Consider the following 13,975-nt stretch of genomic DNA (forward strand, 5'->3'; position numbering starts at 1 on the left):
CGGTTCAGCAGGATGCCGTGTGGGAAGCCGGGGTTCTTGCGCGGCCATTCGGCCGAAAGCGTCCTCCGCCGGGCCGCGGGCGGAGCTGCGAGCGGTCTCCACCAGCAGACCGTCGGCGTCTGCAGGACAAGGCTGGTGTTGGACCGGACACACCGGGCACGTCCAACAAACTGTTCGTGATGCGGTGAAGGTGCTCGGTGTCCCGGGCAGCGACACGAGCGAGCAGGTCGGCGTCGCCGGTGGTCACGAGCGGTGCGACCACTCAGCCGACCACTTTCCTGAAGTCGCTTCAGCCGACTCTGCACGGTATGACGGTCGAGGCCGAGCCGATCGGCCAGGGCGACTGCTACGGCCTGGGGGTCTCTTGGTATTTTGTCGCGCGCGGTCGAACATGGCCTCCAACTTGCTGAGGTTTTTGGCCGAGTGCCTGACGTGACAGCGGCCTTCGCCCGACTCTGTGCTCCGGCACAGATGCGTACATGACCAGCACGAAAGCGTAGCGATGTGTCTGCTGCAGCGGGGCGTCCCGCAGGATGCGTTGGCCGAACTGTCGTGCCTCCGATCGCAGTTACCGAAATCAACCGCCGTGTCCACCCGCACGTGCGACCCGCGAAAGGCCTCCGCCTTCGCTCCTGGCACACTGTCGCCCCTCGGCACATCGACACGGCGACGGGACAGGTGGGGCGGGTGCGCTCGCAGGACGTGCAGGAACGGCCGGACATCGCCGTCGTCTCGGCTGCTCGGGCCGGGGACCGGCAGGCGTCGGAGGAACTGATACGGGACTGTCTGCCGCTCGTCTACAACATCGTCGGGCGAGCGCTGGACGGACACAGCGACGTCGACGACGTGGTCCAGGAGACGATGCTGCGGGTCCTGGACGGGCTGCCCGGGCTGGAGCAGCCGGACAGATTCCGCTCCTGGCTGATCGCCATCACCGTACGGCAGGTCCGCGACCGGTGGCGCAGCCAGCAGACCCGGCCGATCGCCGCACCTTTGGAGGAGACCGTCCACGAGGCGGATCCTCAGGCCGACTTCGCCGATCTGGCCGTTCTGCGACTGGCGCTGTCGGGCCAACGGCGCGAAGCGGTGGAGGCGACCCGCTGGCTGGAGGACACCGAGCGCGAGGTGCTCGCGCTGTGGTGGATGGAGGCCGCCGGTGAACTGACCCGCAGCGAGCTGGCGGCGGCCTGCGGCCTCACACCCCAGCATGCCGCGGTGCGCGTCCAACGGGTCAAGGAACGGCTGGAGGCCGCCCGCGCGGTGGTACGGGCCGTGGCCTCCACGCCACGCTGCTCGGAACTGGCCGCCGTGCTCACGGCGTGGGACGGCCGGCCGTCCGCACTGTGGCGCAAGCGGCTGGCACGCCACGTCCGTGACTGTCCGCGGTGCTTGTTCAATGGCTCCGACCTGATACCGGCGGAGGGACTGTTGGGCGGCTTCGCGCTGGTGCCCGTGCCGGTCGGCCTGGCCGGGCTGGTGCTGGGCAAGGCACTGGAGGCAGGCTCGACAGCGGGTACGGCGGGCACCGCGGGTACCGCCGGTACGGACGCGCAGACGGCGAGCAGTGCGGCACAGGTGACGCGCGTGCTCGGCAAGCTGGCCGCCAAGCCGGTGGCCGCGGCGGTCGTGGGAGCCGTGACGTTCACGGCCGCCGGGGTGGCCTGGTACGCAGGCGCGCGGTCACACGAACCGACCCAGCGGCCCTCCGCAGCAGCCCCGCTGTCCTCTGCTGTCCCGTCTGCATCGCCGGCCCCGATCGTTTCCCCCTCACCCCCACCTACGGCGTCGGCTTCACCGGCCCGGGCCTCGTCCCAGACCCCGACGGCCGCGGCACGGTTCTCCGGACGCCATGCCCTGCGGTCGGTCGACATCCCCGACCACTACATGAGCCAGTCCGCCGACCTCGGTGTCCTTGCTCCGGTCGACAGTGCCGCCCCCGCAGTCACCCGACAGTCCGCCACGTTCACGTTCGTCCCCGGCCTCGCCGACCCGGACTGCTACTCGCTCAGGGACGCCACGGGTCGCTATCTGCGGCACTACGCCTTCCGCATCCGGCTGGACAGCGACGACGGATCGGCCCTCTTCCGGAAGGACGCCACCTTCTGCGCCCGCTCCGGCTCCGTCACCGGGTCGGTCTCCCTGGAGTCGTACAACTACCCCGGCCGCTATCTCCGCCACCGGGACAACCTCCAGCTCTGGCTCGACCCTTCCGAGAACTCCGCCGCCTTCCGGGCCAGCCGCTCCTTCCTCGTGGTCGGCCCCGAGACCTGACGCGGGCACACGGTGAGCCCTCGGCCTCGCCCGGACAAGGAAGTCTGGTACAGCGAGGGAACCGCCTCCTTCGGCTACACCGACGACCGCGTCAACAACACCGAGCACGCGGACGGGACGAGCACCGACATCGGCGGCGTCCAAAGCGCCCTCGATCTCGCGAACCGTCAGGCCAAGGGCTACGCCAACTGGAAGCGGACGCACGACGTCTCCAGCCAGTGGCAGCGGGGCGAGCGGCAGCGTCGACATCCACGGCTCCAACGGGCCCCGGCTATACGACGCCGGCGGATCCCCGTAATAAGGACTTCTCGACGATCGTCGACAACGACAGCCACCAGCCCAGGTCTGGGAAACCTGCGGACCGGACGCGGGCCCGGCCCTACGAGGCGAACCTCAAACACCTCGTCGACGAGATCCGACCCGACGGATAATTCTCGACGCCGCCCAGTGCGTGCCCAAAGTTTCCGATGCGGGCAGGAACACGGCGCCGTTACCAAGGGGGCGACATCGTCGCCGCACACGCCACTGATGCGCACGTCGCCGATGTTGCCACGACTGCGCAGGCCAGGGGTCCCGGACAAAGCGTCAAGACCGCCGACGGCACCGACAGAGACTTTCGCGGCCACGGCCTCGGAAACGGGCTGTCCGCGTCCCTGTGGGTGAACCAGGACGGGTCGGCCGAAAGGATGATCCGGGCGTCGCGGCCTACGGGGATCGTGGCCATTTGGTCGAGGCGGTCGGGGGGTGCGGGCGGCGAGGGTTGTGTCCGTTCCCGCCCCGTCCCGGCCTGGAGGTCAAACATGAAAGCCAAGGTAATTGTCGCCGTCGCGGTACCGGTGGCCCTCGTCGGCGCTGTCGCGGCAGGCACCTTCGCCCTCGCGGGCATGAACGTGCAGAAGAACACCGCCGATCCCGCCAGCGGCGCCTACGCGAAGGTGCAGGGTCACCCGGGCCTCAGTGGCGATCTCGTGGCGTCGCACATCGAGACCTGGTACCACCCGCTGCCATGGATCGGAAAGGAGATCGGCGGCGTGAAGTGCCCGGACCTCGCGGCGGTACGGAACACGAAGATCACCTGCTCGGCGAAGTCCGGCAGCACCCCGGTCACGGTCCCGGTGAGCGTGGTCGAGGTCGCCGGAGACACGGCTCCGCGCGTCACCTGGAAGTTCGAGCGCTGACATGCGCGCCCATCTGACCTGGCCCGACACGGCCCGAACCGACGACAGCACGACCGCGGGAGAGCGAGCATGATCGAAGCTACCGGCCTGCACAAGCGCTACGGCGCCACCGTCGCCGTTCACGACCTATCGTTCGAGGTCCACCCGGGCCGGGTGACAGGGTTCCTCGGCCCGAACGGGGCCGGCAAGTCGACCACGATCCGGCTCATGCTCGGGCTGGACGCCGGGGGCGGGCGCACGTTGTTCAGCGGCAAGCCGTATCGGGAGCTTCGCCATCCGATGCGCGAGGTGGGCACCCTGCTGGACGCGAAGGCGTTCCACCCGACCCGCAAGGCGCGCAGCCACCTTCGCATGCTCGCGGCGGCCGCGGGCGTGCCCACCACGCGGGTCGACGAAGTACTCCACATGGTCGGGCTGGAGGCGGTGGCGAAGAAGCAGCCGCAGGGTTTCTCCCTCGGCATGGGCCAACGGCTGGGTCTGGCGGCCGCGTTGCTCGGCGACCCCCACACACTGATCCTCGACGAACCGGCCAACGGACTCGACCCGCAGGGAATCAACTGGCTACGCGGCTTCCTCAAGAACTTCGCCGCGTCCGGCCGGTCCGTTTTCGTCAGCAGTCACCTGCTCGCCGAGATGGCCCTGATGGCCGATCACCTCGTGGTGATCGGCAAGGGCCGGACGATCGCCAACGAATCGGTCGCCGACTTCGTGACCAAGAGCTCTCGCAGTGCCGTCGTGGTCCAAAGCCCGCACATCGAGAAGCTGGCCGCCCTGCTTCTGGCCGAAGGCGCCGGCGTCGAGCGTGTGGACAGCACCGCGATCGCGGTCAGCGGCGCGGACCGGGCGAGCATCGGGGAGCTCGCGTACGCCCACCGGATCATGCTGCATGAGCTGACGGACCGCGCGGCCACGCTGGAGGAGGCGTTCCTCGAAGCGACCGCCGACGCCGAGCAGTTCGTCGCCACCCCCGCAACACCCCGATCGATGAGGGCGGCCGCCGCGGCGAGCCACCCGGACACCCTGGGAACGCGATGACCAGCGCGCTGCGCTACGAATGGGTTCGGCTCACCACCGTGCGCTCCACGTGGTGGCTGATCGGGCTGTCCGCTGTCGCCCAGGGGCTGTTGGCGCTCATGCTCACCCTTGATGGCAAGAGCCACGGTGGGCCGATCGCCGTCGACTCGGCCGCGCTGGCGCTCAGCGGAGGTACCGAAATGATCCCGCTGATCTTTGTCTTCATGGGGTTGATCGGCGTTTTCGCCACGGGGCACGAGTATCGGTACGGGACGATCCGCGCCTCGCTGACGGCGTTCCCGCGCCGCATGCACCTGTGGGCCGCCAAGGCCCTGGTTGTGAGCACGGTGGCCGCGGTGATCGGGGGGCTCCTGGCCGCCGAGAGCCTGGTGATCGGCCTGCTGGCGGGCGGACCGAGCGCCCAGGCCGTGTTCACCTCGCCCCCGATGGGCCGGGTGGCCGCCGGCTACGTGGTGTTCCTCGTCGTCTGCGCGCTGCTCGGGCTCGCTCTCGCCGGCATCGCCCGCAACGTCCCGGCGGCCATCGTCCTGCTCATCACCTTCCCTGTGATCATTGAAGGCCTGATCTCGCTGATCCTCGGGATGAACACCTTCGGGTCGGCCCGATCACTGTCCGCCTACCTGCCGTTCACAGCGGGCGAGCGGATGATGGCCGTGACCTCGGAGACTCCCCTCGACGGCGGCCCGGCACCGCTCCGGCCCCTCACGGGCGGTCTGGTCTTCACCGCCTACGGCGCCGCCCTGCTCGCCCTGTGGGGGGCCCTGTTCAGCAAGCGGGACGCCTGAGCGGGAACGATGTCGGCGGCGGCACAAACGAGTTCGAGGCCATCACGAGATGGTGGCCACGTCGATCCACACCATCTTCCCCGAGCCCACCGCCGACCTCATGGCACTGGAAGAAGATCTGATCCACCAACCCGGCGACCAGCGCCACCGCGAGTACGGCCGAGAACGCGCCCCGCGCGTGGAGCGGGCGGCGGCTGGGCGTTGCGCCTCGCGGGCCGTCAGCGCGGCGATGAGGGACTCACTGCCGGCACGGTCAGGGAGTGGTCGTGTCCGTGGTCGGGGAACAGCTCCGCCGCCCGGGCCAGGCAGGTGCCCCGGGGGATTCCCTGCGTTCGCGTCGCACATGACAGAGACCAGCCTCCTGAGCCTCGACCCGAACCCCGCTGCGGGTCAGCCCCTGCCGCGGCTCACCGGCGCCCCGCTCACCTCCACAACGGCCGTCGGCGCGCCGACCGGCTCGGCCTGCACACCCCGTCGCCCGGACAGCAGCCGGGCCGAAGGGGTTCGATCTGGCGACGGCAGGATGCCGACCCGGGAGCTCGCCGTAGACCCGTCGAAACGGCAAATCACTGGCACACGATCCAACAGACCCCACGGTGACGGGAGCGGAGAGCCGCGCGGGACGGCCGCTCCCGTGCGAATCGGCACGGTTCTTGTTATCCGCCGGTGGAGCGCGCGTCTCCTTGGTACAGGACCGCTGGAAAATCAGGAGACAGATCGATGCAACGAGCCACCGCCGACCGTTCACTCAGCCGTCGCGGAATGCTCAAGCTCGCCGGTGCGGCCGGTGCCGGCGCCAGTGCGATCGGGGCGGCCGCAGGAACCGCCTCAGCCGCGCCGGCGGCGCCGAAGGCCGGGTTCACCCACCCGGCGCTGCTGCACACACAGGCCGACTTCGACCGGATGGCCGAGAAGGTCAAGGCAGGTGCGCAACCCTGGACGGACGGCTGGAAGCGGCTGCTGAGCAGCCGGGACTCGGCGTCCGACTACCGGCCGCGGCCCGTCGCGACCGTCATCCGCGGTGGCGAGGGCGCGAACGTCCACCTGCTCTTCCGGGACGCCGCCGCGGCCTACCAGAACGCCCTGCGCTGGAAGATCACCGGGGACAGCCGGCACGCCGACACGGCGCGGGACATCCTCAACGGCTGGTCGGGCACTCTCAAGGAGCTCCGCGGGAACGCCGACCGGTACCTGATGGCGGGCATCCAGGGATACCAGCTGGCCAACGCCGGCGAGATCATGCGCGACTACGACGGATTCGACCTCGGCCGGTTCCAGTCCATGATGGTCGACATCTTCTACCCGATGAACGACTACTTCCTGGTCAACCACAACGACGCCGTCCCCACCAACTACCGCGCCAACTGGGAGCTGTGCACCCTGGCGTCGATCATCGCCATCGGCGGGCTCACCGAGGACCAGGCCAAGATCGACCGGGCGGTGGACTACTTCAAGAACGGCGACGGCAACGGCTGCGTCAAGCGGGCCGTCCCCATCCTGCACGAGGAGGCGGACGGCGTCGTCCTCGGGCAGTGGGAGGAGAGCGGCAGGGACCAGGAGCACACCATGGCGGGCGTCGGCTGGATGGGCGCGCTCTGCGAGATGGCCTGGAACCTGGGCGAGGACCTGTACGGGTACGACGACAACCGGTTCATGAAGGGCGCTGAGTACGTCGCCCGCTACAACCTCGGCAAGGACGTTCCGTACACCACATACTCGCGCCGCATCGGCCGGCGTGTGGCGGGTCGGGCCGCAGGCCTGCACACCGAAGCGGAGATCAGCGACCAGGGCCGGGGCGCCACCCGCCCCATCTGGGCCCTGATCCACAACCACTACGCGGTGCGCCGCGGGCTGGACGTCCCCGACATCACGGCCTACAAGGACAAGGTCGCACCGGAGAAGGGCGGCGGGCTCCGCGGCGGGGCCGGCTGGAGCTACGACCATCTCGGCTACGGCACCCTGACCTACACCCGGGACCCGCAGGACGTGGGCGCCGCCGTGCCGGGCGCCGCACGCGAGACCAAGACGGCGGACAAGGCCCCGGGGAGCGCGACAAACGGCGGGACGCGCCCGCAGAGCGGCTCCACCGCCACCGCCACCGCCACCGCCACCGACAATCTGGCCGCCACCGGGGCGGGCAGCGTCCTGGCCTGGTCCGCCGCCGGGGCCTCCGCCCTCGCAGGGGGTCTGCTCCTGCTCCGCCGTCGCGGGCGCGGCGCGAACACGCCCGGATCCGACGGGTGATCCGGGGCTCCTGAGCGAAGGCGGTGCGAACGGGTCGGCTTCTGGGCCGGCTGTCGGCTCGTGCCGCCGTTCCCTGCGTCGAAGCCCCCCGAGCGCACGGCCGCGACTTCGAGACGGGGTCTGCTCGCGTCAGAACGGCAAGTCGTCCGGCGATACCCGAACATGTGTGGCGGCCCGACGGTCGTTCGGTGCGGAAGTCCCGTCGGTCGAGAATGCGGATCCCGTCGGTGTCACCTCCTCCGGGCGACCGCGCCCGCCGTCACCACGGCGCACCCGGCGTCATGCGGCTTCATCGAAGCTTCATGCACCGAGTCGTACGAGCCTTATGAAGCGGCTGTTGCCTGGCGGTCATGCACGCATTTCTCTCGTCGCGATCGACCGCCGTCGGCGACGGGCCTGACGTCCGGCTCCTGACCACCACCGCCCGAACCGCGCTGGCCGGTTCCGTCGCTCTGGCGGTCCTGCTGCACCTGCGGTGGTCCGGGCAGGTGGACCCGGTCGGGCAGACGCTCAGCGACTACGCGCTGCACGACGGCGCCGCCGCGCTGTTCACGGCCTCGGTGGGCGCGGTGGCGACGGGGGCGGCCGCGCTGCTCGCGGGGCTGCTCCACAGCCGGCTAGCGGTCGGGCCGCTCGTCCCGGCGGCGCTCGGGGTGGCGTGCGCGGGGCTCGTGCTCAGCGCCGTCTTCCCCACCGACCCGGCGGGTGGTGTCCCGTCCGCGGACGGCCTGGTACACCGCTACGCGGCGGGTGCCGCCGTGGCCGCACTGCCCGCCACGGGTCTGCTGCTGTCCCGCCGACTGCTCGGCCACGCGCCCGCGCTGGCGCGACGGGTGGGCCGTCTGTCGTGGGCGAGCACGGGGGCCGCGCTGTGCTTCCTGGGTGCGCATCTGAGCGCGGTCCGCCCGGACACGCCGATGACCGCCGAGGCGGCCGGGCTGCTCGGGCTGGCCGAGCGACTGACGCTGGGGCTGGAGATCGCGCTGCTGTTCGCGATGGCCGACGCACTGCGCGGAGGCCGGAACCCGTGAGCACCGCACTCGCCGTGGCCCTGGCCCTCGCGAACGCCTGCGCGTACGTGGCGGGCACCCGGCTCCAGCACCAGGCCGTGCACCGGGGTCGGCAGGGCGTCCCCGGCGCACCCCCGAGTGCGCTGCCGCTGCGGTTCCTCGTACGTCATCCGCGCTGGCTCGTCGGTCTCGTCCTGCTGGGCGCCGGTGGCGCCCTGCACATCTGGGCGCTCCAGCTGGCTCCCGTGACGGTCGTGCAGCCGCTGGGTGTGTGCTCCGTCGTCCTGGGCGTGGTGTGGGGGCGGCGGAAGCGCGGGGCGCGGCTGCCCCGGGCCACCGTGCTCACGCTGGCGGTGGTTCTCGCCGGGACGGGGACGTTCACGGTGCTCGCCGCGCGGGTCACCGTCGTCGCCCCCGTCACCGTGGCGGCCCAGTGGGCGACCGGGGCGCTGGCGCTGCTGGTCGTCGCCGGATGCTGCGCTGCCGCCCGGCCGCTGCGCGGCCCGGCGCGGTGTCTGGCGCTGGGCGTGGGCGCCGGAAGCGCGTACGGCTGCATGCCCGTGCTGGTCCGGGCCGGCGGTGCGGAATTCGGGTCGCACGGTGTGGGCCTGGCACTGCTCGGCACACTCGGCGGACTGGCGGCGGCGGGCCTGGTCGGCTTCCTGCTCGTCCAGCGAGCCCACGCGGCCGGGCCGCCGGAGGTCACCGTCGCGTGTCTGACCGTGGTCGACCCGTTCGTGGCGGTCGCGATCGGCGTCGGTCTGCTGGGCGAGGCCGCCGGGCTCTCTCCGGCCACCGCCCTCACCGGCCTGGTCTGTTGGGCCCTCTCCTTCACGGGCGTGGTCCACATCACCCGCGCCACGCCTGTCCCTCCCCACGTCGCCCCGGACGTCCCCCGTCCCACCCCGCTCACCGTTGATGTCCCCCGTCCCACCCCGGGCCGGTCGCCGTACGACCGCGACCGGCCCCTTTCATCCCAGGAGTACGCCATGCCCGGGTCGTCCCAGGAGTACGCATTGCCCGGTGACCTTCCCCGTCCCCAGCGCATACTGATCGCCGCCGACACCTTTCCCCCGGACGTGAACGGGGCGGCGAACTTCGCCCACCGGCTCGCCGAGGGACTCACCGGGCGGGGCCACGAGGTCCACGTCATGTGTCCGGCGGCCGAGGCCGGTCCCGGCAGCACGGTGCTGGGCGGGACGACCGTGCACCGGCTGCCGTCCCACCGCACGCCGTTCCACGCCACGTTCCGCGTGTGCCTGCCCTGGCAGGTGAGCGGACCCGCCGCCCGGCTGGTGGCGGACATCTCCCCCGACGTGGTCCACATCCAGTCCCACTTCCCCGTCTGCCGGGCGGTGGCGAACGCCGCGCACCGGCGCGGGGTGCCGGTGGTGGCCACCAACCACTTCATGCCGGAGAACCTCCTCGGGTACACCCGGCTGCCCGCCCGGCTGGGCGATGCGGCCTGCCGGTTCGCCTGGCGCGACCTCGTACGGGTCTTCCGCCGCGCCCACGTCGTCACCGCGCCCACGCCCCGCGCCGTACGGCTTCTGCACGACAACGGACTGGACGTGCCCGCCCGGCCCGTGTCCTGCGGGCTCGACCTGGCCCGCTTCGCCCAGCCCGGCATGGACCACGGTGGGGCTCATGCGCGGGTGCTGTTCGTGGGGCGGCTCGACGAGGAGAAGAACGTCCACGAGTTGCTGCGCGCGCTGGCTCGGCTCCCCGGCACACCGGACGTCCGGGCGGAGATCGTCGGGGACGGTTCGTGCCGTCGGGCCCTGGAACGGCTGGCTCGTGAACTCGGCATCCGGGACCGCGTCACCTTCCACGGCCTGGTGAGCGACCAGGAGGTCCTGAACGCCTACGCCCGCTGTGACGTCTTCTGCATGCCCGGCACCGCCGAACTGCAGAGCCTGGCCACCATGGAGGCCATGGCCGCCGGCAAGCCCGTCGTCGCGGCCGACGCGATGGCCCTTCCCCACCTCGTGCGCCCCGGCCACAACGGATGGCTCTTCCCGCCCGGGGACATCCCCGCCCTGGCCGCCGCTCTCGGAGACCTGATCGCCGATCCCGCGGCCCGGCGCCGGATGGGAGAGGCGGGCAGGGAGATCGTCGCCGGACACGACATCCGCCGTACGCTGAGCGCCTTCGAGGATCTCTACCTCCAGGCCGCGGGCCGCCCTGCGGCCGCGGCGCCCCAACCGCACCTCACCCCGGTGATCGAAAGCGAGCACGATGAGTACGCAGCGCGTTCTGGTCGTCGATGACGAGCCCAAGATCCGCATGACCGTGCGCGGCTATCTTGAGGCGGACGGCCTGCAGGTGGTCGAGGCGGCCGACGGCCCGGCCGGGCTCAGGGCCGTCGTCCGGGACCGGCCCGACCTGGTGGTCCTGGACGTGATGCTGCCCGGCCTCGACGGCTTCCAGGTGCTGCGCCGCATCCGGGAGAGCAGCCGGGTCCCGGTGATCCTGCTCACCGCCCGGGACGAGGAGGTCGACCGGCTGATCGGCTTCACGGCGGGCAGCGACGACTACGTCACCAAGCCGTTCAGCCCCCGTGAACTGGCCCTGCGGGTCCAGGCGGTCCTGCGCCGCACCGGCGGCGGGTCGGGCAGGTCGGGGGCGTCCGGTCCCGGGGAGGAGGACGAGACCCTCCGCTTCGAGGGCCTGACCATCTCCCCGGACACCCGGACCGTCGTGGTCGACGGCGACCGGCCCGTGGAGCTGACCGCCCTCGACTTCGACCTGCTGCTCGCCATGGCCCGGCTCCCCGGGCGGGTGTTCACCCGGCGCGGCCTGCTCGCCCAGGTCTGGGGCGAGGACTTCTTCGGCGACGAACGCGTCGTGGACGTGCACATCCGCACCCTGCGTCGCGCCCTCGGCGACGAGGCGAGCGCGCCACGGTTCGTCGGCACCGTCCGCACCGTCGGCTACCGGTTCACCGGGCGCCCCGCGCAGCGGCCGCCGGGGCAACAGGACGTAACACGTCGTAGTCCCCCGTGATGGATCAGACGCCGTAACAGCCATACCAGGGTCATAGCAGGCCGTACGACGGTAAGTGCCGGGCGGGCGTGGCCCTAAGAGGCTGCCCGTCCGATGGCAACGCCCGGAAAGGACATACACGATATGCGGCTGCCCGCCCGGCTCTCCCGTACGACCACCAGGCGTGCGTGGCACGTGCGGCGTGTGAAGGGGGCATGGCGCGACCGACGGGCGTGGCGCCCGTGGCTGCGGCGGCTCGAAGCCCGCCTGACGCTGCGCCACCGCCTGGTGCTCTCCCACGTCATGGTCCTGCTGATGGCGCTGGGCGCCATGGAGGCGGTCCGGGAAGCGCTCGAAGGCACGCGTGGCGCCAGACGCAGGTATGTCGACCCCGACGTGACCTTCCACGCGGCCCTGTGGACGGGGGTGGCCGCGGCCGTCCTGGCGGCCGTCGCCATGTCCCGGTTTCTCGTGCGGCCGTTGGACGATGTGCGCGCCGCCACCCACCGGCTCGCCGACGGGCACTACGACGACGTCCTCGACCTGCCGAACGAGCCCGGACTCGCCGCACTGGTCGAGGACGTGAACCGCCTGGCGGCGGCACTCGCCGACACGGAACGCCGCCGGGCCCGGCTGGTTTCCGAGATCGCCCACGAGATGCGCACTCCGATCACCATCCTGCACGGCCAGATCGAAGGCATGGCCGACGGAATCTTCACCCCCGACGACGCGATGTTCGCCTCGCTCACCGACGACCTGGACCGGCTGCGGCGCCTGGCCGGGGACCTCTCCAGCCTGTCCCGGCTGGAGGAGGGCGCCTTCACCCTGCACCGGGAACCCACCGACGTGGCCGCGCTGGCACGCGCCACCGCCGAGCGGCTCCGCCCGCAGTACGACGATGAGAAGGTGGCCCTCACCGTCACCGCGGACACGCCCGCCACCGCCCACTGCGACCCCGACCGGATCACCCAGATACTGATCAACCTGCTCGGCAACGCGCTCACCGCATGCGATCGGGGCGGACGGGTCTCGCTCGCCGTGCACAGTGCCGGCCCTGACCCGTCACCCCAGATCGTCGTCCGCGTCGCCGACGACGGGATCGGCATCGCGCAGAGCGACCTGCACCGCATCTTCGGCCGGTTCGAGCGGGTGGAACACCCCGGGCGCCCCGCACCGGCGAGCGGCAGCGGCATCGGCCTGACCATCGCCCGGGGCATCGCCCGCGCCCACGGGGGCGAGATCACCGCACAGTCGCCGGGAGTGGGCAAGGGAGCGACCTTCACGCTGCGCCTGCCGCAGGGGACCGGGTGCGCCGACCGCTGATCGGTTCCCTCCACGCACGCACGCCGCGCTGTGTCCGACTCCCGGACTGCTTCTGGTGGGTTCTCCTCGCCTTCTGTACCGGTGGCTTCGCGTGGGTGGTCGGCAACGTCCGCCCCGCACTGCGCAGTGGGCATGAGCGAAGGCTGCCGCTGCTCTGACCTCCGGACGCACCGCGGCACGGCCTTCGGCTCACCGACGACGCTCCGCAGCACCGCCCGGGGCTGGGGCATGCCCGCAGGTGCGATGCCGGAGCAGAGGAGACCTGCCCGTCGAGACGCGTACGCGGCCGGTCCAGCAGTCGAACCGGTTCGGACGCTGAGGGAGGATGCACCTCCATGCGGTGGCGACTGCTTTACAAGGGCTACTTCAGAAGGCCCGGCACGCCGTCGAACCGGTTCGGAGAACTACTGGATGCTGAACGTGTCCTTCACGCGCGACCAGGACATGCGCAAGAGCCCGCCCGACCTGTTCCCCGTCCAGGGCACACTGGACGGCTACCGGGCCGTGTTCGACCAGCAGTTGCCCTACCTCGGCACGAGTCTCGTCGTCGGTCTGGGCACCGTCGTCCTGACCGTGGCGCTGGCCGCACCGGCCGGTTACGCACTGGCCAAGCTGCGCCCGCGCGGCGGGGGCTGCTCAGCTTCCTGTTCCTGGTCGCCCAGATGATCCCCGGCATCATCATGGCGATGGGCTTCTACGCCATCTACCTCCAGCTGGGCCTGCTCCAGTCCGTCCCCGGCCTGATCGTCGCCGACTCCACCCTGGCCGTCCCCTTCGCGGTGCTGATCTTCACCGCGTTCATGTCCGGCATCCCCGGCGAACTGCTCCAGCCCCAGCTCATCCGCCAGTTCGGCGGCGGGGCCGGTGTCTTCGTGGCAACCGGCCCCGTCGGATTCGGCCTGGCCGACCAGCCCCCTGCTGTCGCTCGTCGTCAAAGTTCTGACAGAGTGAGCGCCGCCTTCCCGGAGGGCTGGTCGGGCGGGCCATCGTGTCCTTGAAGGTGGCGCCCGAGCGCATTCAATGCATATCCACAGCCCACTCATAGGATTTCGCGCAATGCTCACGATGACGCAGCGCGCAATCTCATCTGATGAACTCACCCGTAGACGTCCCATGCAGTCTGCTGCGAAGATCCACGTGCTGT

General features: G+C 71.2%; 10 protein-coding genes and 1 pseudogene. 10 read left to right on the forward strand and 1 reads right to left on the reverse strand.

Going from position 1 to position 13,975, the window contains the following annotated elements; all coding sequences use genetic code 11:
- Positions 1–4 precede the first annotated feature (4 nt).
- Positions 5–262: an Lrp/AsnC ligand binding domain-containing protein gene (locus HJD23_RS43220; protein WP_346770295.1), complete on the reverse strand. Its 258-nt coding sequence runs from the start codon at positions 260–262 to the stop codon at positions 5–7.
- A gap of 425 nt (positions 263–687) precedes the next feature.
- Here HJD23_RS43220 and HJD23_RS00480 point away from each other — a divergent pair, with 425 nt between their 5' ends.
- The 10 genes and pseudogenes from HJD23_RS00480 to HJD23_RS00525 form a co-directional block, all read left to right on the forward strand.
- Positions 688–2,271, forward strand: a complete 1,584-nt coding sequence (locus tag HJD23_RS00480) for a sigma-70 family RNA polymerase sigma factor (protein WP_171110072.1) — start codon at positions 688–690, stop codon at positions 2,269–2,271.
- 800 nt (positions 2,272–3,071) lie between these two features.
- Positions 3,072–3,449, forward strand: coding sequence for a hypothetical protein (locus tag HJD23_RS00485; protein WP_171110073.1), 378 nt, complete (start codon positions 3,072–3,074; stop codon positions 3,447–3,449).
- Between the two features lie 69 nt (positions 3,450–3,518).
- Positions 3,519–4,484, forward strand: coding sequence for an ATP-binding cassette domain-containing protein (locus HJD23_RS00490; protein ID WP_171110074.1), 966 nt, complete (start codon positions 3,519–3,521; stop codon positions 4,482–4,484).
- Complete coding sequence (locus tag HJD23_RS00495) at positions 4,481–5,269, forward strand: ABC transporter permease (protein WP_171110075.1); 789 nt, start codon at positions 4,481–4,483, stop codon at positions 5,267–5,269. The genes HJD23_RS00490 and HJD23_RS00495 overlap by 4 nt, the downstream gene beginning before the upstream one ends.
- Positions 5,270–5,989: 720 nt before the next feature.
- Entirely contained in the window at positions 5,990–7,513 is a 1,524-nt protein-coding gene (locus HJD23_RS00500; protein WP_240980574.1) for an alginate lyase family protein, read from the forward strand.
- Positions 7,514–7,863: 350 nt separating this feature from the next.
- The gene (locus HJD23_RS00505) at positions 7,864–8,544 is read left to right on the forward strand and encodes a DUF998 domain-containing protein (RefSeq protein WP_171110076.1); all 681 of its coding nucleotides are present in this window, start codon (positions 7,864–7,866) and stop codon (positions 8,542–8,544) included.
- On the forward strand, positions 8,541–10,793 hold the full coding sequence (locus tag HJD23_RS00510) for a glycosyltransferase (protein WP_240980575.1): 2,253 nt from the start codon (positions 8,541–8,543) through the stop codon (positions 10,791–10,793). Before HJD23_RS00505 ends, HJD23_RS00510 begins: the two co-directional genes overlap by 4 nt.
- Positions 10,762–11,529, forward strand: coding sequence for a response regulator transcription factor (locus HJD23_RS00515; RefSeq protein ID WP_171110077.1), 768 nt, complete (start codon positions 10,762–10,764; stop codon positions 11,527–11,529). The genes HJD23_RS00510 and HJD23_RS00515 overlap by 32 nt, the downstream gene beginning before the upstream one ends.
- A gap of 123 nt (positions 11,530–11,652) precedes the next feature.
- On the forward strand, positions 11,653–12,831 hold the full coding sequence (locus HJD23_RS00520) for a HAMP domain-containing sensor histidine kinase (RefSeq protein WP_232108115.1): 1,179 nt from the start codon (positions 11,653–11,655) through the stop codon (positions 12,829–12,831).
- Positions 12,832–13,242: 411 nt separating this feature from the next.
- Positions 13,243–13,661 (forward strand): annotated as a pseudogene (locus HJD23_RS00525) (carbohydrate ABC transporter permease); the annotation flags it as partial.
- Positions 13,662–13,975 lie beyond the last annotated feature (314 nt).

This window comes from Streptomyces sp. Z423-1, assembly GCF_013009255.1.
GTDB lineage: Bacteria > Actinomycetota > Actinomycetes > Streptomycetales > Streptomycetaceae > Streptomyces > Streptomyces gossypiisoli.

What these genes read in the sequence shown, in the direction of transcription:
- HJD23_RS00505 (WP_171110076.1), top strand. Translation starts at nt 7,864, where the DNA reads ATGCACGCATTTCTCTCGTCGCGATCGACCGCCGTCGGCGACGGGCCT.
- HJD23_RS00490 (WP_171110074.1), top strand. Translation starts at nt 3,519, where the DNA reads ATGATCGAAGCTACCGGCCTGCACAAGCGCTACGGCGCCACCGTCGCC.
- HJD23_RS00495 (WP_171110075.1), top strand. Translation starts at nt 4,481, where the DNA reads ATGACCAGCGCGCTGCGCTACGAATGGGTTCGGCTCACCACCGTGCGC.
- HJD23_RS00515 (WP_171110077.1), top strand. Translation starts at nt 10,762, where the DNA reads ATGAGTACGCAGCGCGTTCTGGTCGTCGATGACGAGCCCAAGATCCGC.
- HJD23_RS00520 (WP_232108115.1), top strand. Translation starts at nt 11,653, where the DNA reads ATGCGGCTGCCCGCCCGGCTCTCCCGTACGACCACCAGGCGTGCGTGG.
- HJD23_RS00500 (WP_240980574.1), top strand. Translation starts at nt 5,990, where the DNA reads ATGCAACGAGCCACCGCCGACCGTTCACTCAGCCGTCGCGGAATGCTC.
- HJD23_RS00485 (WP_171110073.1), top strand. Translation starts at nt 3,072, where the DNA reads ATGAAAGCCAAGGTAATTGTCGCCGTCGCGGTACCGGTGGCCCTCGTC.